Source organism: Enterobacter sp. BNK-34 (assembly GCF_048684445.1).
Lineage (GTDB): Bacteria > Pseudomonadota > Gammaproteobacteria > Enterobacterales > Enterobacteriaceae > Enterobacter > Enterobacter pseudoroggenkampii.
Genome location: NZ_JBLQUA010000001.1, coordinates 2,203,024 through 2,223,017 on the forward strand (window position 1 = coordinate 2,203,024; position 19,994 = coordinate 2,223,017).

Annotated in this window: 20 protein-coding genes; 6 read left to right on the plus strand and 14 right to left on the minus strand. The window is 56.1% G+C overall.

What is annotated here, in order from left to right; genetic code table 11:
- Position 1: 1 nt before the first annotated feature.
- The 4 genes from ribD to thiL all read left to right on the plus strand — a co-directional run bounded on the left by ribD (position 2) and on the right by thiL (position 3,153).
- The gene (ribD, locus tag ACMGG5_RS10635; RefSeq protein ID WP_420277830.1) at positions 2–1,105 is read left to right on the plus strand and encodes a bifunctional diaminohydroxyphosphoribosylaminopyrimidine deaminase/5-amino-6-(5-phosphoribosylamino)uracil reductase RibD; all 1,104 of its coding nucleotides are present in this window, start codon (positions 2–4) and stop codon (positions 1,103–1,105) included.
- Positions 1,106–1,192: 87 nt separating this feature from the next.
- Entirely contained in the window at positions 1,193–1,663 is a 471-nt protein-coding gene (gene ribE / locus ACMGG5_RS10640; RefSeq protein ID WP_006176874.1) for a 6,7-dimethyl-8-ribityllumazine synthase, read from the plus strand.
- Between the two features lie 21 nt (positions 1,664–1,684).
- Positions 1,685–2,104, plus strand: a complete 420-nt coding sequence (gene nusB / locus ACMGG5_RS10645; protein WP_024906809.1) for a transcription antitermination factor NusB — start codon at positions 1,685–1,687, stop codon at positions 2,102–2,104.
- 77 nt (positions 2,105–2,181) lie between these two features.
- The gene (thiL, locus tag ACMGG5_RS10650) at positions 2,182–3,153 is read left to right on the plus strand and encodes a thiamine-phosphate kinase (protein WP_048992548.1); all 972 of its coding nucleotides are present in this window, start codon (positions 2,182–2,184) and stop codon (positions 3,151–3,153) included.
- Positions 3,154–3,207: 54 nt separating this feature from the next.
- Here the strand turns inward: thiL and ACMGG5_RS10655 are convergent, their stop codons facing one another.
- From ACMGG5_RS10655 to xseB, 4 genes are all read right to left on the minus strand, one after another.
- Entirely contained in the window at positions 3,208–4,182 is a 975-nt protein-coding gene (locus ACMGG5_RS10655) for an aldo/keto reductase (protein ID WP_148769544.1), read from the minus strand.
- A gap of 63 nt (positions 4,183–4,245) precedes the next feature.
- Positions 4,246–6,108 carry a 1-deoxy-D-xylulose-5-phosphate synthase gene (gene dxs, locus ACMGG5_RS10660; RefSeq protein ID WP_024906812.1) on the minus strand — a complete coding sequence of 621 codons (1,863 nt, stop codon included), beginning with the start codon at positions 6,106–6,108 and terminating at the stop codon, positions 4,246–4,248.
- A gap of 24 nt (positions 6,109–6,132) precedes the next feature.
- Positions 6,133–7,032, minus strand: coding sequence for a (2E,6E)-farnesyl diphosphate synthase (gene ispA, locus ACMGG5_RS10665; RefSeq protein WP_008503332.1), 900 nt, complete (start codon positions 7,030–7,032; stop codon positions 6,133–6,135).
- A complete protein-coding gene (gene xseB, locus ACMGG5_RS10670; RefSeq protein ID WP_370884074.1) occupies positions 7,033–7,275 on the minus strand; it encodes an exodeoxyribonuclease VII small subunit in 243 nt (80 codons plus the stop codon).
- Positions 7,276–7,466: 191 nt separating this feature from the next.
- On the opposite strand from xseB, the gene thiI reads away from it, so the two are divergent.
- The gene (gene thiI, locus ACMGG5_RS10675; protein WP_370884073.1) at positions 7,467–8,915 is read left to right on the plus strand and encodes a tRNA uracil 4-sulfurtransferase ThiI; all 1,449 of its coding nucleotides are present in this window, start codon (positions 7,467–7,469) and stop codon (positions 8,913–8,915) included.
- A 69-nt stretch (positions 8,916–8,984) separates the two neighbouring features.
- Here the strand turns inward: thiI and yajL are convergent, their stop codons facing one another.
- Both yajL and panE read right to left on the minus strand, forming a co-directional pair.
- Entirely contained in the window at positions 8,985–9,575 is a 591-nt protein-coding gene (yajL, locus tag ACMGG5_RS10680; RefSeq protein WP_157188684.1) for a protein deglycase YajL, read from the minus strand.
- Positions 9,538–10,449 (minus strand): 2-dehydropantoate 2-reductase, encoded by a 912-nt coding sequence (gene panE, locus ACMGG5_RS10685; RefSeq protein WP_148769546.1) that lies wholly within the window; start codon positions 10,447–10,449, stop codon positions 9,538–9,540. Before panE ends, yajL begins: the two co-directional genes overlap by 38 nt.
- A 121-nt stretch (positions 10,450–10,570) precedes the next feature.
- Here panE and ACMGG5_RS10690 point away from each other — a divergent pair, with 121 nt between their 5' ends.
- Positions 10,571–11,062, plus strand: coding sequence for a YajQ family cyclic di-GMP-binding protein (locus ACMGG5_RS10690; RefSeq protein ID WP_023334701.1), 492 nt, complete (start codon positions 10,571–10,573; stop codon positions 11,060–11,062).
- A 31-nt stretch (positions 11,063–11,093) separates the two neighbouring features.
- Here the strand turns inward: ACMGG5_RS10690 and ACMGG5_RS10695 are convergent, their stop codons facing one another.
- From ACMGG5_RS10695 to ACMGG5_RS10730, 8 genes are all read right to left on the minus strand, one after another.
- Entirely contained in the window at positions 11,094–12,455 is a 1,362-nt protein-coding gene (locus ACMGG5_RS10695; protein WP_024906816.1) for an MFS transporter, read from the minus strand.
- Positions 12,456–12,604: 149 nt separating this feature from the next.
- The gene (gene cyoE / locus ACMGG5_RS10700) at positions 12,605–13,492 is read right to left on the minus strand and encodes a heme o synthase (RefSeq protein ID WP_157188686.1); all 888 of its coding nucleotides are present in this window, start codon (positions 13,490–13,492) and stop codon (positions 12,605–12,607) included.
- Between the two features lie 11 nt (positions 13,493–13,503).
- The gene (locus tag ACMGG5_RS10705) at positions 13,504–13,830 is read right to left on the minus strand and encodes a cytochrome o ubiquinol oxidase subunit IV (RefSeq protein WP_006176899.1); all 327 of its coding nucleotides are present in this window, start codon (positions 13,828–13,830) and stop codon (positions 13,504–13,506) included.
- Positions 13,830–14,444 carry a cytochrome o ubiquinol oxidase subunit III gene (locus ACMGG5_RS10710; RefSeq protein WP_023334703.1) on the minus strand — a complete coding sequence of 205 codons (615 nt, stop codon included), beginning with the start codon at positions 14,442–14,444 and terminating at the stop codon, positions 13,830–13,832. Before ACMGG5_RS10710 ends, ACMGG5_RS10705 begins: the two co-directional genes overlap by 1 nt.
- Positions 14,434–16,425, minus strand: a complete 1,992-nt coding sequence (cyoB, locus tag ACMGG5_RS10715) for a cytochrome o ubiquinol oxidase subunit I (protein ID WP_014168864.1) — start codon at positions 16,423–16,425, stop codon at positions 14,434–14,436. Before cyoB ends, ACMGG5_RS10710 begins: the two co-directional genes overlap by 11 nt.
- A 16-nt stretch (positions 16,426–16,441) precedes the next feature.
- The gene (gene cyoA / locus ACMGG5_RS10720; RefSeq protein ID WP_232938508.1) at positions 16,442–17,389 is read right to left on the minus strand and encodes a cytochrome o ubiquinol oxidase subunit II; all 948 of its coding nucleotides are present in this window, start codon (positions 17,387–17,389) and stop codon (positions 16,442–16,444) included.
- Between the two features lie 477 nt (positions 17,390–17,866).
- Positions 17,867–19,342, minus strand: coding sequence for a muropeptide MFS transporter AmpG (gene ampG, locus ACMGG5_RS10725; protein ID WP_032646163.1), 1,476 nt, complete (start codon positions 19,340–19,342; stop codon positions 17,867–17,869).
- A gap of 46 nt (positions 19,343–19,388) precedes the next feature.
- Complete coding sequence (locus tag ACMGG5_RS10730) at positions 19,389–19,967, minus strand: lipoprotein (RefSeq protein ID WP_023310568.1); 579 nt, start codon at positions 19,965–19,967, stop codon at positions 19,389–19,391.
- Positions 19,968–19,994 lie beyond the last annotated feature (27 nt).

Genomic DNA, 19,994 nt, shown 5'->3' on the forward strand with positions numbered 1-19,994 from the left:
CATGCAGGATGAGATTTACATGGCGAGAGCCATGAAGCTGGCGCAGCGCGGTCGTTTTACTACCCATCCTAACCCGAACGTCGGGTGCGTTATCGTCAAAGATGGCGAGATCGTGGGGGAGGGGTTTCACTATCGTGCCGGCGAACCGCATGCTGAGGTTCATGCGCTGCGCATGGCCGGCGAGAAGGCGCGCGGTGCTACGGCCTACGTCACGCTGGAGCCCTGCAGCCATCACGGGCGTACGCCGCCGTGCTGCGAAGCGCTGATCGCGGCAGGTGTTTCGCGCGTGGTCGCATCGATGCAGGATCCGAATCCGCAGGTAGCCGGACGCGGTCTGTATCGCCTGCAGCAGGAAGGCATTGACGTCAGCCATGGCCTGATGATGCAGGACGCGGAAGCGCTCAACAAAGGCTTTCTGAAGCGCATGCGCACGGGGTTCCCGTATATTCAGCTCAAGCTGGGCGCCTCGCTGGACGGTCGTACGGCGATGGCAAACGGCGAAAGCCAGTGGATCACGTCGCCACAGGCAAGGCGCGATGTGCAACGTCTGCGCGCGCAAAGCCATGCTATTCTCACCAGCAGTGAAACCGTTCTGGCTGACGATCCTGCTATGACCGTGCGCTGGGACGAACTGAATGCCGATACTCAGGCGCTTTACCCGCAGGAGAACCTGCGTCAGCCGCTGCGTATTGTCATTGATAGCCAGAACCGGGTGACGCCGGAGCACCGCATCGTCCAGCAGCCGGGTGAAACCTGGATTGCCCGCACCAAAGAAGATACGCGCGAATGGCCGGAAGGCGTGCGCAGCATTATGGTGCCGGAGCATAACGGTCATCTGGATCTGGTGGTGCTGATGATGCTGCTCGGCAAGCAGCAGGTGAACAGCATCTGGGTCGAAGCCGGGCCAACGCTCGCCGGTGCGCTATTACAGGCCGGACTGGTGGATGAACTGATTGTTTACGTTGCGCCTAAACTGTTAGGTCACGATGCGCGCGGCCTGTTTGTGCTGCCTGGCCTTGAAAAACTGGCCGACGCACCGCAACTCAAATTTAGCGAGATTCGTCCGGTAGGTCCGGATGTCTGCCTCCACTTAACGACAGCGTAATTGCTCCTGAAATAGGGAAGCAGTGCGCAAAGTATTATGATAAAATCCGCCCCCCTGCGGGGCCAAATGAACCCGTAAAGGAAGAGTATGAACATTATTGAAGCTGCTGTAGCTACCCCGGACGCTCGCGTCGCCATCACCATTGCGCGTTTCAACAACTTCATCAACGACAGCCTGCTGGAAGGTGCTATTGACGCCCTGAAACGTATCGGCCAGGTTAAAGATGACAACATTACCGTTGTTTGGGTTCCAGGCGCTTACGAACTGCCACTGGCGGCGGGCGCGCTGGCGAAAACCGGTAAATATGACGCGGTGATTGCACTGGGTACCGTTATTCGTGGCGGCACTGCGCACTTCGAATACGTTGCGGGCGGTGCAAGCAACGGTCTGGCACACGTTGCGCAGGATGCTGAAATTCCTGTCGCGTTCGGCGTGCTGACCACCGAAAGTATTGAACAAGCCATCGAACGTGCTGGCACCAAAGCCGGTAACAAAGGTGCAGAAGCTGCACTGACCGCGCTTGAAATGATCAATGTATTGAAAGCCATCAAGGCCTGATTTTTTTGTAAGGGGAATTCCGTGAAACCTGCTGCTCGTCGCCGCGCCCGTGAATGTGCCGTCCAGGCACTTTACTCCTGGCAGTTGTCCCAGAACGACATCTCTGATGTTGAATACCAGTTCCTGTCAGAACAGGACGTGAAAGACGTTGACGTTCTGTACTTCCGTGAACTGCTGTCGGGAGTGGCGACTAATAGCGCGTATCTCGATGGTCTGATGAAGCCTTACCTGTCCCGTCTGCTCGAAGAGCTGGGCCAGGTAGAAAAAGCAGTGTTGCGTATTGCGCTGTTTGAGCTGTCTAAACGTGATGATGTGCCGTATAAAGTGGCCATCAACGAAGCGATCGAACTGGCGAAAACCTTCGGCGCTGAAGACAGCCACAAGTTTGTAAACGGCGTACTTGATAAAGCAGCACCTGCGATCCGTCCCCACAAAAAGTGATCCGCAAACCGGAGTCCTGCATTGCCTGACGGGCAGTGCGGCTCCGGTTTTTTCTTTTATTTGCTGAGGCATAACGTATGGCATGCGGCGAATTCTCCCTGATTGCCCGTTATTTCGACCGTGTCAGAACCTCTCGTCTTGATGTTGAAACCGGCATTGGCGATGACTGTGCACTTCTCAATATTCCCGAAAAACAGACGCTGGCAATCAGCACCGACACCTTAGTGTGCGGCCGTCATTTCTTACCGGATATCGATCCTGCCGATCTGGCGTATAAAGCGCTGGCGGTGAACGTCAGCGATCTGGCGGCGATGGGTGCCGATCCTGCGTGGCTGACGCTGGCTTTGACCCTGCCAGAGGTGGATGAAGCCTGGCTGGAAGCCTTTAGTGATGCGCTGTTTGAGCAGCTTAGCTACTATGATATGCAGCTGATTGGCGGTGATACCACTGCCGGTCCGCTGTCGATGACGCTGGCGATCCACGGCTACGTGCCGCTTGGCCGCGCGCTGAAGCGCTCAGGCGCAAAACCCGGTGACTGGATCTACGTGACCGGTACGCCGGGCGACAGCGCAGCAGGGCTGGCGATCCTTCAGAACCGTTTAACGGTTGAAGATGCTGATGATGCGGCATATCTGGTGAAACGCCATCTGCGGCCAACACCGCGTATCTTGCACGGCCAGGCGCTGCGTGAACGGGCGAGCTCGGCTATCGATCTCTCTGACGGGCTGATCTCGGACCTCGGCCATATTCTGAAGGCCAGCGGTGTCGGCGCGCGCGTTGACCTGGATCTGTTCCCGCTGTCAGAGGAACTGCTTCGTCATGTCGAACCTGAGCAGGCACTGCGCTGGGCGCTGTCCGGTGGCGAAGATTATGAGCTGTGTTTTACCGTTCCGGAGCTGAACCGCGGAACGCTCGACGTGGCGTTAGCGCATCTCGGCGCGAAATTTACCTGCATCGGTCAGATCATGCCGGAGAGTGAAGGGTTGAAGTTTGTGAAAGACGGTGAGCCGGTTACGCTGGACTGGAAAGGGTACGATCACTTCGCGTGATGTTGTGCGCTCTGTATTGCCGGGTGGCGGCTCCGCCTTACCCGGCCTACGTGCTTACTTAAATCCTACCACCGGATGCTGCTGATACGGCGTCTCCAGCTCGGCAACCTGCTCCGGCGTCAGCGTGATATCCACCGCATTTAGCAGTTCGTCAAGCTGCTCTTGCCGGGATGTGCCGATAATCGGCGCCGCGACGCCGCGTTTACCCAGCAGCCAGGCCAGCGCCACCTGGGCGCGGGTTGCCCCGGTATCGTCGGCAATTCCGGCTAAGCGTTCGGCAATTAGCGCATCGCTGGCTTCTGTACCGCCATACAGATTTTTTCCCACTTCATCCGATACCAGACGGGCCGTGGTTTCTCCCCACGGACGGGTCAGACGACCGCGCGCCAGCGGGCTCCACGGGATCACCGCCACGCCCTCCTGATGGCACAGCGGCAACATCTCGCGCTCTTCTTCACGATAGATCAAGTTGTAGTGATCCTGCATGGTGACGAAGCGCGCCCAGCCGTGCTGCGCCTGGAGATCCAGCGCCTGAGCAAACTGCGACGCGTGCATAGACGACGCGCCGATGTAGCGTGCTTTACCGGCTTTGACCACGTCGTTCAGCGCTTCAAGCGTCTCCTCGACTGGCGTGTTGTAATCCCAGCGGTGAATTTGCAGCAGGTCTACGTAATCCATGTTCAGGCGTCTGAGGCTGTCATCAATGGAGCGCAGGATCTGTGCGCGAGAAAGGCCCTCAGCCAGGTCGCCTACCGGATAGTAGACCTTGGTGGCGACGACGATGTCATCACGACGGGCAAAATCGCGCAGGGCGCGGCCAACAATCTCCTCGCTGCTGCCGTCGGAGTAGCTGTTGGCGGTGTCAAAGAAGTTAATGCCGCCCTCGATGGCGCGTTTGATAATCGGACGGCTGCTCTCTTCCGGCAGCGTCCAGGCGTGGTTTCCCCGATCGGGTTCGCCAAAGGTCATGCATCCCAGACAAAGTCGGGAAACCTTAAGGTCCGTTTTTCCTAATGTTGTGTATTGCACGGTTCCGCTCCTGCTGTTTAAACACCAGGTTTAAGCATAGCAGGAGCGGAAAGGGGGAAGGGGTCAGTCCAGCCAGCGGCGGATTTTAGCTTCGATACCGGCAGCGTCCAGGCCAATCGCCGCACGGGCTTCATCCTGGGTACCCTGAGGAATGAAATGATCCGGCAGGCCGAGGTTTAGCACCGGCACGGCTTTACGATTTGCCATCAGCACCTCGTTCACGCCGCTGCCCGCGCCGCCCATAATGGCGTTTTCTTCCAGCGTGACCAGCACGTCATGCGTCTCCGCCATACTCAGGATCAGCGATTCGTCGAGCGGTTTCACAAAGCGCATGTCCACCAGGGTGGCATTCAGCGCTTCAGCCGCTTTCGCCGCCTCTGGCATCAGCGTGCCGAAGTTCAGGATCGCCACTTTTTCACCGCGACGCTTCACCAGACCTTTACCGATCGGCAGTTTTTCCAGCGGCTGGAGCTCAACGCCCACCGCATTGCCGCGCGGGTAGCGAACGGCGCTTGGGCCATCCTGATAGTGGTAGCCGGTAAACAGCATCTGACGACATTCGTTCTCGTCGCTTGGCGTCATGACGACCATGTCCGGAATACAGCGCAGGAACGACAGGTCAAACGCGCCCTGGTGCGTCTGGCCGTCGGCACCGACGATGCCTGCACGATCGATAGCAAACAGCACCGGCAGCTTCTGAATCGCCACGTCGTGGATGACCTGATCGTAGGCGCGCTGCAGGAAGGTGGAATAGATCGCGACAACCGGCTTGTAGCCGCCAATGGCAAGGCCCGCCGCAAACGTCACCGCATGCTGTTCGGCAATGGCAACGTCAAAATACTGGTCAGGGTATTTTCTGGAGAACTCCACCATGCCGGAGCCTTCACGCATGGCCGGGGTGATCGCCATCAGCTTGTTGTCTTTCGCGGCGGTTTCGCACAGCCAGTCGCCGAAGATTTTTGAATAGCTCGGCATGCCGCCGCTGCTTTTTGGCAGACAGCCGCTGGACGGGTCAAATTTCGGTACCGCGTGGAAGGTAATCGGATCTTTTTCCGCCGGTTCGTAGCCACGCCCTTTTTTGGTCATGATGTGCAGGAACTGCGGGCCTTTCAGGTCGCGCATATTCTTGAGCGTGGTTACCAGACCGAGCACGTCATGGCCGTCAACCGGGCCGATATAGTTAAAGCCCAGCTCTTCAAACAGGGTGCCCGGCACGACCATGCCTTTGATGTGCTCTTCGGTACGCTTGAGCAGCTCTTTGATTGGCGGCACGCCGGAGAAGACTTTCTTGCCGCCTTCACGCAGCGAGGAGTAAAGCTTGCCGGAGAGCAGCTGCGCCAGATGGTTGTTCAGCGCGCCGACGTTCTCGGAAATCGACATTTCGTTATCGTTAAGGATAACCAGCATGTCCGGCTTGATGTCGCCCGCATGGTTCATGGCCTCAAAGGCCATACCGGCGGTGATGGCACCGTCGCCAATCACGCAGACGGTGCGGCGCTGCTTGTTCTCTTTTTCGGCGGCAACGGCAATCCCGATGCCCGCCGAAATGGAGGTAGAGGAGTGGCCGACGCTCAGCACGTCGTACTCGCTCTCACCGCGCCACGGGAACGGGTGCAGGCCGCCTTTCTGACGAATGGTGCCAATTTTATCGCGACGTCCGGTCAGAATTTTGTGCGGATAAGCCTGGTGGCCCACGTCCCAGATGAGCTGATCGAACGGCGTGTTATAGACATAGTGCAGCGCCACGGTCAGCTCTACCGTGCCAAGCCCGGAGGCGAAATGGCCGCTGGAGCGGCTAACGCTGTCGAGCAGGTAGCGACGCAGCTCGTCGCACAGCTTCGGCAGGCTCTCTTTCGGCAGCAGACGTAACTCCTGGGTGGAGTCAACTAACGCCAGTGTCGGGTATTTGGCAATATCAAAACTCATCAAAGGCTCATCGAGATATATAGTTTATTTATCACGCTGGATTATATAGTCCGCTAGCGCTTCCAGTGCCGAGGTATCCAGCGATTGCGCGGCCAGTTCATTTAGCGACTGGCGGGCATCGTCAATCAGATCCCGGGCTTTACGTTGGGCTTGCTCAAGGCCCAGCAGGGCGGGGTAGGTACTTTTGCCAAGCTGCTGGTCCGCACCCTGACGTTTACCCAATGTTGCAGTATCGCCCACCACATCCAGAATGTCATCCTGAACCTGGAATGCCAGACCGATACTTTCTGCGTATCTGTCCAGAATCGGCAGGGCTTTGCGCCCTTGTTCACCCGCGCTCAGCGCGCCCAGGCGAACGGCGGAACGGATCAACGCCCCTGTTTTATGGCGATGAATACGCTCCAGCTGTTCCAGATTAACCTGACGTCCTTCCGCTTCAAGATCCAGCGCCTGTCCGCCGCACATGCCGGCTACGCCGCTGGCCATTGCCAGCTCGGAGATCATCGCCAGGCGGTCGCGGTCAGCCACTTCCGCCATCGGCGCGTCGCTCAAAATCGAGAACGCCAGCGTTTGCAGGGCATCACCCGCCAGAATGGCATTCGCCTCGCCAAACTTGATATGGCAGGTGGGTTGACCCCGACGTAAATCGTCGTCGTCCATGGCCGGGAGATCGTCGTGGATCAGCGAGTAGGCATGGATGCACTCAACGGCGGCTGCCGGGGCGTCCAGCGTGTTATCGCTGATGCCAAACATATTGCCCGTGGCGTACACCAGGAACGGGCGCAGGCGCTTTCCACCCAAGAGTGCGCCATAGTGCATGGCTTCAACCAGTGGAGTGTTCTGAAAAGGCTGTGGCGCGATAAAACGGCGCAGGGCGTCGTTGGCGCGTACGACACGCGCCTGAAGCTCATTGGCAAAATCCATTTACTCGGCGTCCGGTGTGAAAGGCGTGGTTTTCGCGTCTTCGCTGTCGGAAAGCAGGATCTGCACGCGCTGCTCGGCCTGCTGCAGCTTGACCTGCCCCTGGCGCGCCATCTGCACGCCGCGCTCGAATTCGTTGAGCGCCTCTTCCAGCGGGAGATCGCCGCTCTCAAGGCGGGTAACAATTTGCTCCAGTTCACTCAGCGCAGTTTCGAAACTGGCCGGTGCGTCGTTCTTCTTCGGCATAGTGAATTGACTCTTATATTCTCAGCCCCGACATGGTAACGGACTCAGGGCAATTATCAAATAACGCGCAATGTGCACAGGAGCGGCGCGATGGTGGTATACTTGCGCGCCTGGATGCAGCCACGGGTGTGGGCTGCTGTACTCTTTTCCATTACAAGCCTTAATACGCTTGCCTAAGAAACATTGCCGCCATGAAGTTTATCATTAAATTGTTCCCTGAAATCACCATCAAAAGCCAATCTGTGCGTTTGCGCTTTATTAAAATTCTCACCGGGAACATTCGTAACGTATTAAAGCACTACGACGAAACTCTCGCCGTGGTGCGCCACTGGGACCACGTGGAGGTCCGTGCCAAAGACGAAAACAAACGTCAGGATATTCGCGACGCCCTGACCCGTATTCCGGGTATCCACCATATCCTGGAAGTGGAAGATGTCCCGTTCAGCGATATGCACGATATCTTCGAGAAAGCGCTGGTCCAGTACCGCGACCAGATCGAAGGCAAAACCTTCTGCGTGCGCGTAAAGCGTCGCGGCAAGCACGAGTTCAGCTCCATTGAAGTGGAGCGTTACGTCGGCGGCGGTCTGAACCAGCACGTCGAGTCTGCTCGCGTGCGCCTGACCAACCCGGACGTGACCGTCAATCTGGAGATCGAAAACGATCGCCTGCTGCTGGTGAAAGGGCGCTATGAAGGCATCGGCGGCTTCCCGATCGGCACCCAGGAAGACGTCCTGTCCCTGATCTCCGGCGGCTTCGACTCCGGCGTCTCCAGCTATATGCTGATGCGCCGCGGCTGCCGCGTACACTACTGCTTCTTCAACCTGGGCGGCGCGGCGCACGAAATCGGCGTTCGTCAGGTCGCGCATTACCTGTGGAACCGTTTCGGCAGCTCTCACCGCGTGCGTTTCGTGGCAATTAACTTCGAACCTGTGGTTGGCGAAATCCTCGAAAAAGTAGACGACGGCCAGATGGGCGTCATCCTGAAGCGCATGATGGTGCGCGCGGCGTCCAAAGTGGCTGAACGCTACGGCGTGCAGGCGCTGGTCACCGGCGAAGCGCTGGGCCAGGTCTCCAGCCAGACGCTGACCAACCTGCGTCTGATCGACAACGTGTCTGATACGCTGATCCTGCGTCCGCTGATCTCCCACGACAAAGAGCACATCATCGATCTGGCGCGCGAAATCGGCACCGAAGATTTTGCCCGCACCATGCCGGAATACTGCGGCGTGATCTCAAAAAGCCCAACGGTGAAAGCGGTGAAGGCGAAGATCGAAGCGGAAGAAGAGCACTTCGATTTCAGCATTCTGGAAAAAGTGGTGGCGGAAGCGTCCAACATTGATATCCGCGAGATTGCCCAGCAGACCGAGCAGGAAGTGGTAGAAGTGGAAACCGTGAGCGGTTTCGGCGCTAACGATGCGATTCTGGATATCCGCTCTATTGATGAGCAGGATGACAAGCCGCTGCAGGTTGAAGGCGTCGACGTGGTTTCTATGCCGTTCTACAAGCTGAGCACGAAGTTTGGCGATCTCGACCAGAGCAAAACGTACCTGCTGTGGTGTGAGCGCGGGGTGATGAGCCGCCTGCAGGCGCTGTATCTGCGCGAGCAGGGCTTTGCGAATGTGAAGGTGTATCGCCCGTAGTTTCTCGCCGGGGAGTGCGGCCTGATGCCCTCACCCCGGCCCTCTCCCACAGGGAGAGGGAGAAAACACCTATTCGTAATAATTATAAATCCCCGCCGGCATCACCAGCGACGATGCCACTTCGTACGCCTTTTCTCGCCCGACCAGCAGGTCTATAATCTTTAAGCCAAAATCAATTGCGGTGCCGGGTCCCTGGCTGGTCAGCAGGTTGACGCGCGGGTCCCAGACGACGCGTTTATCCACCCAATGCTCATCCGGGATCGTATCCTTAAGCCCCGGGAAGCCGGTCATGTTGCCGATAGGGAAGATATCGTGCGGAATCAGCACCGTGCCAGCGGCGGCACAGATAGCGGCGACGATACGGCCGGATAAATGAAACTGACGCACGGTCTCGACCAGCAGCGGGCTGTCGCGAAAACATTCCGCGCCTTTCAGGCCACCGGGCAAAACGATGATGTCGTAATCCCCGTCGGCTACCTGCACGAGCGGGGCATCCGCGAGCAGCTTCACGCCGCGCGAGCAGGTAATCGCCAGGCTGCCGTCGCTGGCGACGCTGGCGGTTGTCACCTTAATGCCACCGCGCACCATCAAATCAATGGTGGTGACCGCTTCCATCTCTTCGCTACCAGGGGCGAGGCAGATCAGGGCTGACGCGCTCATATTCACTCTCCTTACGTTTAACCAGGTCATACAGACGGGCGTTTTCCGGCACCGCGATGCCGTGCGCGCGGGCGCGTTTTAGCAGATAACCGGTGATATAGTCGATCTCCGTGTGGCGTAATGCCCGAACGTCCTGCAGCATCGAGGAGATGTTTTCTGCCGTGCTTTCAATAACCTGCTCGACGTAGCAGCGCAAATCGTCCGCCGACGTGTGCAGGCCTTCCCGCTCAACGACCGCCGCGATTTCTGCACACAGCACCGCAACGTCCTGTGGATGATTTTTCAGCTCTCCGTTCGGACAGTTCCACAGCGCCGTCAGCGGATTGATCACGCAGTTTACGGCCAGCTTGCGCCAGAGCTGAGGACGAATATGGTTATGCCAGGCCACGTCCGGCAGCACCTTCTGCAGCACATCGGCCAGATAGCTATAGTCGCCATCCTGCGTTCTGGCGGGTCCAATGTGCGTCACCCCGCTGGCGACATGCACGATGATGTTACCGTCGCGACGGGCAGCGTGCGTGGTCGACGCCATCAGCAGGGGCTGCGGAACGCTTTTCAGCTCGTCAAGGGTCCCCATGCCGTTATGCAGCAGCAGTATGGGCGAAGTGGGGGGGAGCTGGGCGGACAGCGTCTTTACCGCGTCTGAGACCTGCCACGCTTTGAGCGTCACCAGTAAAAGGTCACTTTGCGCCAGGAAATCAGGATCGTTCGCGGTGAGGGATTCGTTAAAGATGCTTCCGTCTTCACCAATCAGGTTTACACTGCAATAGGGCTGGGGCACGCGCAGCCAGCCCTGAACCTCATGTCCGTGCTTGCACAGCGCGGTCAGCCACAGCTGACCAAGGGCTCCACATCCGAGCACTGTAATTTTCATTGTTCCTCCTCACCTGCAACTGCGCCAGGTGTTACAGCTTAATTATACAGCTAAGCTTCTGTTGAGTTATGCCTCGTAGCGGGTATTATGCAACGCAACAAAAGTGAAGGGAGAAGAAAAGATGCCATCTTTCGATATTGTTTCCGAAGTTGATATCCAGGAAGTTCGCAACGGCGTTGAGAACGCAACCCGCGAAGTTGAGTCACGTTTCGATTTTCGTGGCGTTGAGGCGTCGTTTGAGCTGAACGATGCAAATAAGACCATCAAGGTGTTGAGCGAGTCTGATTTCCAGGTAAATCAGCTGCTCGACATTCTGCGCGCCAAGCTGTTAAAGCGCGGCATCGAAGGGACGTCTCTGGATGTACCGGAAGAGTTTGTGCACAGCGGTAAGAACTGGTTTGTTGAAGCTAAGCTGAAGCAGGGCATCGAGAGCGCGGTGCAGAAGAAGATTGTGAAGCTCATCAAAGACAGCAAGCTGAAGGTGCAGGCGCAGATCCAGGGCGAAGAGATTCGCGTCACCGGGAAATCCCGTGATGACCTCCAGTCGGTGATGGCGCTGGTGCGCGGCGGCGATCTGGGGCAGCCGTTCCAGTTTAAAAACTTCCGCGATTAATATAAAAAGCCCGGTTTAACCGGGCTTTTTTTCACGCTTTGAGCGCCTGCTCAACTTCGAAGCGGTTGGTCATTTTACTGTCTATTTTGACGTAAGCGCTGCGCTCTTCGGGGACAATCAGCACTTCTGTCACGCCTTCTTTTGCTTCCAGACGCTGTTTCAGCGCATCGCTAATCTCAACGTCATTCGGGATTTCCACGCGCAGGCTGCTCACGTAGCGCGGCTCTTTCATGGTGCTGGCGACCAGCAGCCAGACTGTCGCCAACAGCGCACCGGCGAGAAACACGGTTTGTGAATCAAACAGGCCGTCCACCCAGCCGCCAAGCGAGCCGCCGATTGCCACGCCGAGAAACTGGCTGGTGGAATAAATGCCCATTGCCGTGCCTTTGTAACCGGCGGGGGACTCTTTGCTGATAAGCGACGGGAGCAACGCTTCCATCAGGTTAAAGGCCAGGAAGAACAGCTGCACGCCGGCAATCAGCTCCCAGAAGTGCGGGCCGGCCCCCCAGAGCACGATCTCGGCAATCAGCAGTATCGCCACGCAGCCCACGAAGACGCGCTTCATTTTGCGCTTCACTTCGGCGTAGATGATGAACGGCACGACGGAGACAAACGAAATCAGCATCGTGACCAGATAGATTTTCCAGTGCTCAGCAGCCGGAAAACCCGCTGCGGCAAGCTGGCCGGGCAGGGCAACAAAGGTCGACATCAGCAGGATGTGCAAACACATAATGCCAAAATTCAGCTTCAGCAGGCGCGGCTCGACAATCACTTTGCTGAAGCAGCCTTTTACCATCCCCGATTCACGGTTGAGGACGTGGTTTTTGCTGTCCGGAACCACCCACAGGGTTAAGGCAATACCGATGGTCGCCAGCACGGCAATCATCCAGAACAGCGCGTGCAGACCCAATGTGTGCGTAATAATGGGGCCCAGCACCATCGCAATCGCAAACGTCACGCCAAAGCTCACGCCAATGAACGCCATCGCTTTAGTGCGGTTCTGCTCGCGGGTTAAGTCTGACAGCAGCGCCATCACCGCAGCGGCAATCGCGCCGGAACCCTGCAGGGCGCGGCCGAGAATAATTCCCCAGATGGAGTGGGAGAGGGCGGCAATGACGCTCCCGAGCACAAAGACCAGCAGCCCACCGACGATCAGCGGCTTTCGGCCCACCCGGTCAGAGAGCAGGCCAAACGGGATCTGGAACACCGCCTGCGCCAGACCGTAGATGCCGATTGCGAGCCCAATCAGCGCCTCGCTGGCCCCCTGCAGCGCCATACCGTACGTGGTCAGAACAGGCAGGACCATAAACATGCCAAGCATCCGTAGCGAGAAGACAGTCCCTAAGCCCCAGGTCGCGCGAAGCTCGCCTGGCGTCATTTTATAATCGTTCATTACCACCTCAGTTCAAAAGCAGGCCATAGTGTAGTGCGGGGAAGGGGCGGGGTAAATAAAGGGTTATTTAACAAATATTACATGCGTTATTAATAAATTCCGTGAATAAAAAAGGGTGCCGAAGCACCCCTTTATTCACCTGTTGTGGCTTACCAGACGTAAGTTAGCAGGTTGTGTGAATCTGGCACCATGAAATCGACAGACATCATCACGGACAGCGAGGTGATGGCCACAATCGAGAACACAAACAGTTTGCGCGCCCAGACTTTGTCATCTTCCACTTTGTAACCGCGCAGCGCCATACCGAGCCACCAGACGCTCACCGCAGCCGCTACCGCCAGATATTTATATCCAGCGTAACCACCCAGAGAGAGCATCAGCGTTGCCACGGCAAAGGCGATGATGTACAGCGTGATGTGGTTCTTGGCAACCGAAATGCCTTTCACGACGGGCAGAACCGGGATGTTCGCTGCCTGATAATCCTTAAAGCGGAAAATCGCGATGGCATAAGAGTGCGGCATCTGCCACAGGCTAAAGATAGCCAGCAGGATAGCCGCACCGCTGTCGAACTCGTTCGTGACCGCGCAGTAGCCAATCACCGGCGGCGCAGCGCCGGAGAGAGAACCAATCAGCGTGCCGTAGACGGAGTGGCGTTTCATATACAGGCTGTAGACGCCCACATACACCACGAACCCCATCACCCCCAGCCAGCAGGCCAGCGGGTTAGCGCCAAACCACAGCAGCATAAAGCCAGCAATACCCAGCAAGGTGGCGTACACCAGCGAGACGGAAGGGGCGATCAGGCCTTTCACCAGCACCCGATTTTTGGTCCTTTCCATCTTCTTGTCGATATCCATGTCGATGTAGTTGTTAAATACACAACCGGACGCAACAACCAGTGACACACCGACCAGCGTGTAGATAAAGAGGGTGTAATCAATGCTGCCCTTAGAGGCCAGCAGGAACCCTCCGATCACGGAGATCAGGTTGCCAAAGATGATGCCTGGTTTCGTTACTTGCAGGTATTGCTTAAACATACTCGCCGCTCTTAGTGAACCATCATGTTGTAGTTGAGGTTCCACATAATCCAGATGGAACCGACTACCAGGATAGCGATGATAATCACGGTAAAGATAAAGGCGGTCATATTCCAGCCTTCATCGGACTTGGTGTTCATGTGCAGGAAGCAAACCAGATGCACCAGAATCTGAATCACCGCGGTCACCAGGATTGCACCCAGAATAACCGGCTTAGACGCAGAACCGCTCATCACCATCCAGAACGGGATCACCGTCAGGATGATCGACAGGATGAAACCTGTCATGTAGGTTTTTACGCTACCGTGGGAAGCGCCATGATCGTTTGAATGACTCATTACATCGCCCCCATCAGATATACAACAGAGAACACACAGATCCACACCACGTCCAGGAAGTGCCAGAACAGGCTCAGGCACATAATACGGGTACGGTTAGTGCTGGTCAGGCCGCGACGGGATACCTGGAACATCAGTACCGCCATCCAGATCAGACCAGAGGTGACGTGCAGACCGTGGGTGCCCACAAGCGCGAAGAACGCGGACAGGAAACCACTGCGATCCGGACCGAAACCTTCCAGAATCAGGTGATGGAATTCATAGATTTCCATCCCGATAAATCCAGCACCAAACAACCAGGTCAACGCCAGCCAGGAAACAACCTGGCTCTTGTTGTTTTTGTACATGGCGATAGCCGCCATGCCGTAGGTGATGGAGCTGAATAACAGCAGTGCGGTTTCAACCAGAACGAACGGCAGTTCAAAGATATCCTTGCCAGCCGGGCCGCCCGCCGTGCCGTTCACCAGAACGGCATAGGTCGCGAACAGACAGCAGAATAGAATGCAGTCGCTCATCAGGTAGATCCAGAAACCGAAGACTTTGGTCGGTCCTGTATCGTGGTGCGCATGTTCATGCGCGTGGGCAGTTGAGTGCGCCAGAGTATCAGTTGCCATTTTTCAGCCCCGCTTTAGAAATCTCGTCGAAATGCTGATTTTCCAGCTTCTCAACTTCACGGACTGGTACGTAGTAGTCCACGTCCTCGTCAAAGCTCTTCACAATCCAGCTGATTACGATGCCGGCGAAGCCAACAATCGCCATCCACCAGATGTGCCAGATCATTGCGAAACCAAATACCGTTGCGAAGGCGGCAATCACGATGCCCGCACCGCTGTTTTTCGGCATGTGGATCTCTTCGTAATGAGCAGGTTGCTTGTACGCTTCACCTTTTTCTTTCATTTCCCAGAATGCGTCGCGTTCATGAACCTGCGGCACGATGGCAAAGTTATAGAAAGGCGGTGGAGAAGAGGTTGCCCACTCCAGCGTACGGCCACCCCATGGGTCACCGGTCAGGTCACGGTTCTGGTCGCGGTCGCGAATAGACACGTAGAACTGAATCAGCTGAGACGCGATACCACAGGCAATCAGCACGGCACCGCCCGCTGCAACCATCAGCATTGGGTGGAACTGCGGATCGATCTGCTGGCTCAGACGACGGGTCATACCCATGAAGCCCAGCACGTACAGCGGCATAAATGCCACGAAGAAGCCGATGATCCAGAACCAGAACGCGCGTTTACCCCATTTTTCGTTCAGCGTGAAGCCGAACGCTTTTGGCCACCAGTAGGTTACGCCAGCGAAGCAGCCGAAGACCACGCCACCGATGATAACGTTATGGAAGTGCGCAATCAGGAACAGACTGTTGTGCAGAACGAAGTCAGCACCTGGTACCGCCAGCAGTACGCCGGTCATCCCACCTACGGAGAAGGTCACGATGAAGCCGATGGTCCACAGCATCGCTGAGTGGAACACGATACGGCCCTGGTACATGGTGAACAGCCAGTTGAAGATCTTCACCCCGGTAGGGATGGCGATAATCATAGTGGTGATACCGAAGAAGGCGTTTACGTTCGCGCCCGCACCCATGGTGAAGAAGTGGTGCAGCCAAACGATGAACGACAGAACGGTAATACACACGGTTGCCCACACCAGAGAGGTGTAACCAAACAGACGTTTACGCGAGAAGGTTGCCGCGATTTCGGAGAACACACCGAACACAGGCAGAACCAGAATGTACACTTCCGGGTGACCCCAGGCCCAAATCAGGTTGATGTACATCATCATGTTGCCACCCATATCATTCGTGAAGAAATGGGTGCCCAGGTAGCGGTCCAGGGTCAGCAGCGCGATGGTGACGGTCAGAATTGGGAAGGAGGCAATAATCAGGATGTTGGCGCACAGAGATGCCCAGGTAAATACCGGCATCTTGAACATGGTCATGCCAGGGGCACGCATCTTGATAATGGTCACGAAGAAGTTGATACCGGTCAGGGTAGTACCGACACCGGAGAGCTGAAGCGCCCAAATCCAGTAGTCGACGCCAACGCCCGGACTGTACTCAATTCCTGACAGCGGCGGGTAAGCCAGCCAGCCGGTCTGCGCGAATTCGCCCACACCCAGTGACAGGTTAACCAGAATAACGCCGACAACCGTGAACCAGAAGCTCAGGTTGTTCAGGAACGGGAACGCCACGTCGCGCGCGCCGATTTGCAGCGGAACGACAACGTTCATCAGACCGATAACCAGCGGCATCGCCACGAAGAAGATCATGATAACGCCGTGAGCGGTAAAGATCTGATCGTAGTGGTGCGGCGGCAGGAAGCCGGCTTCACCCGCTGAAGCGAGTGCCTGCTGGCTACGCATCATGATCGCATCCGCAAAGCCACGAATTAACATGACGATACCGACGATGCAGTACATGATACCGAGTTTTTTGTGGTCAACCGAAGTCAGCCACTCGTTCCACAGGTAGCTCCACTTACCGAAGTAAGTGATCAGGGCCAGTAAGGCCGCGCCACCAATGATAATTGCAGCCACCGTAACCACGATAATCGGTTCATGGTAGGGCACTGCATCCAGTGTCAATTTTCCGAACATTTTCTTCCTCGGCCCCTTAGTGAGCGGTTTCCGCGTGGCTCATGTCCATGCCTTCCATACCTTCATGCGCGCTGTGCTGGCCTTCAGGCTGGGTCATGTCCATGCTCTTGCCGTGATCCATAAATTTGCCAATAACGTCTTTGAACAAATCTGGTTTCACATTAGAGAAGTACTCCACCTTGTTGTATTCGCTAGGTGCAGCCACTTTTTCGAACGCCGCCATGTCAGACATGGTGTTTGGAGACTGCTTCGCTTTTTCAACCCACTGGTCGAAAGCGGCACGGTCCGGCGTCGCAATAGCTTTGAACTTCATACCTGAGAAGCCCGGGCCGCTATAGCTGGCGGAGATACCATCATAGGTGCCTGCTTCATTCGCGATCAGGTGCAGATTGGTCTGCATACCGGCCATCGCGTAAATCTGGCTACCCAGACGTGGGATGAAGAAGGAGTTCATTACGGAGTTGGAGGTCACTTTGAACTGAACCGGAGTGTTCGCCGGGAAGGCGATTTCATTCACGGTAGCAATACCCTGCTCTGGATAGATGAAGAACCATTTCCAGTCCATGGAGACCACTTCAATGGTAATAGGTTTCTCATCGTGAACCAGCGGTTTGCTTGGCTCAAGTGCGTGAGTGGTTTTCCAGGTCAGTACGGCAAGGAACAGGATGATCAGAATAGGTACCGTCCAGACCACAGCTTCCACTTTATTGGAGTGTGACCAGTTAGGGCTATACTTCGCATCTTTATTGCTCGCACGATACTTCCAGGCGAAACCAACAGCCATCAAAATGGCAGGAATAACCACAATCAACATCAGGCCAAAAGCCGTCAATATCAGTGAACGTTGTTCCAGTCCAATCTGTCCTTTGGGGTCTAGTAGTGCAGAATCGCAGCCACTGAGTAATACAGTGCCCGCGAATAATGACAACCATCCCAAACTTTTATTGTATTTCCCGAGTCTCATTTAACGACCTCAATTCCACGGAGTCTGGTGGCGTTTAAAGTGTGCGGGCATTTTACGGGAAGGTTACATTACTGTAAACATCATTAGGCCTGTGTCAGGAAGGTGTTACCGGGTTCTGCCGCACGTGTCACAAGTGTTGCAAATTATGTCGGTTCTTATGACCGAAGCCGCATGGCATGGGCTTTATAACGAAAGGACCCCCAAGCATACCCTAAAAGGGGCAATTGGTATAACCATTGTTGAAAATAAACAAAAAATTAACAATTAATTATCAATAAAAAGACATCTAAAAAACGAAAAATCAAACTCTCGCATGCTGAATCGTTTAATGAAAAATAGCGTTTTGGAATGGGAGCCAATAATTTCCAAATCCTATCCCGCACAAAACAACAAATATTTTTTTTGCGGTTGATGGCTATTTCGCCGTTATAATTTCGGTTAGTGATTACAACGGAAAATAACCTTTCGCATTTTTCTTCAGGTCATCTGCGTTTTACGCAAGGCCATGAAATCGAGCAGGCCCCCGGTCAGGATCCCGGCGATAGCCAGCAGGGCGCCTGCGTCCAGCAGAAGGGCTTCGAAGGGGAGTGCCAGTGACGTGCTGGCATTAATAATGAGCACCACCAGCCACAGTGCCAGAGCAAGGCAGCCCACCATTAACAGACGTAACGCAAAACGGTAGGCGCGGTGATATTCGGTGCGCGGCATAAAGTGTTCTGTCCGCTGGGTATATTCCAGCGTCTGGCGACACACCAGCAACAATAAAATCCCCGGCACGGCGGCCACGACAGAAAAGAGATAAAATGTTGGCCAACCGTGGGCTTCCACGAACCAGCCGGCAATCGGGCCAACGTACACGCGGCCTACGGCAGAGAGCGCCGAGAGCAGAGCGAACTGCGTGGCGGAAAATGACTTGTTGCACAGGGTCATCAGCAGGGCGACAAACGCCGCTGTGCCCATACCGCCGCAGAGGTTTTCGAAGAACACCGCCGCGGCCATGCTGATCGTATGTTTATCGGTAATCGACAGCAGCCAGTAGCCTGCGTTAGAGGCGCCCTGAAGGATGCCGAAAATCAGCAGCGCGCGGAACAGCGTCAGGCGCTGCATCAGCACGCCACCGTATAATGCCCCGACAATGGTCGCAAACAGCCCCAGCGTTTTATTCACCACACCCACTTCGCCGGCGTCAAAACCGACACCGCGGATCAGGAAGGTGGTGGTCAGGCTCATGGCAAAGGCATCGCCCAGCTTATAAAGGACGATGAGCAACAGGATCAGCCAGGCGTTGTTGCGGCCAAAGAAGTCACGAAGCGGTTCGGCGACGGCCTGCTCCAGCGAGCGGGGAACCGGGATAACGTCACTCGGTTCGGGCGCCAATAAGGTCGCGATAATGCAGGGGATCAGCAGGGCGGCCATCAGCCAGTACATGCCCTGCCAGCCGAGGTAACGGTCGGCAAGCCACAGCGCCAGCCCACCGGAGACCAGCATCCCGAGGCGATAGCCCAGCACGCTGATTGCCGCACCGGCGCCACGCTCTTCCGCAGGTAACACGTCCGTCTTCCAGGCGTCGAACACGATATCCTGAGAGGCGGAACAGAAGGCAATCACCACCGCAAGCGCCGCCATCCAGCGAAGCTGCGTGGTAGGTTCAAGAAAACCCATCGCCGCAATGGCCAGCAGCAGTAGGATTTGCGTCATCACCAGCCAGCCGCGACGACGCCCGAGGAAAGGCGGCGTGTAGCGATCCATGACCGGAGACCACAGGAACTTAAAGACGTAGGCCTGGCCCACAAGCGAGAAGAAGCCAATGGTTTTCAGATCGATGTTCTCGACCGTCATCCACGCCTGAAGCGTGCCGGAAGTGAGTGCGAGGGGTAAACCCGAGGCAAAGCCGAGGATCAGCAGAATCGCTGATTTCGGTTGCTGGAAAATGCGTAAGTAATGGCTGGACATGTTCTTATAAAACTGACCCGGTGATACACCGGGTCAGCGAGCGGGATTAACGCGCGTTCTGCTTGATGAAGTCGTGAATGCTGGTGTCCTGCGCCATATCGGCGATGGTATCGGTCAGCACGCTATTAACGGCGTTAGCAATGTTCTGGTTGGAGGCCTGGAACGCACCTTCAACAGAGTAGCTGGCGCGGTAGTTTTTGGTCATCTTGTTGCCATTCTTCGCGGTGGCAATGATGGCGATATCCGCTTTGGTCGCGATGTTGTAGCGCACGTTGCCCTGAGACACGTCAGCATACAGGTTGTTCACGATGATCTGCAGATCAACCGCGCCGCTTGGGCCAATCATGTAGCCGCGAGCGGTCATCTGTTTCTCCAGCACTTCCTGGAGCAGGAAGCGCAGGTCGCGGGACGCGGTGAGGGTAACCTGCTGGTTATCGCGGGTCACTTTTGCCAGCGCCTGATCCTGACGCTGATCGGCACCGTTAATGCTCACGGTGACGCCCATCAGGCTTGGGTCCTGCTGAGGCAGGGTGATTTTTGGTGAGACATCAATAGTGGTAGGCGGGGTAGCGCAGCCTGCCAGCATAAAAAGGGCTACCAACGGAAAGAAGAGTTTTTTTAACATTTTCGGGTTCTCAACGAATCGTAAGCA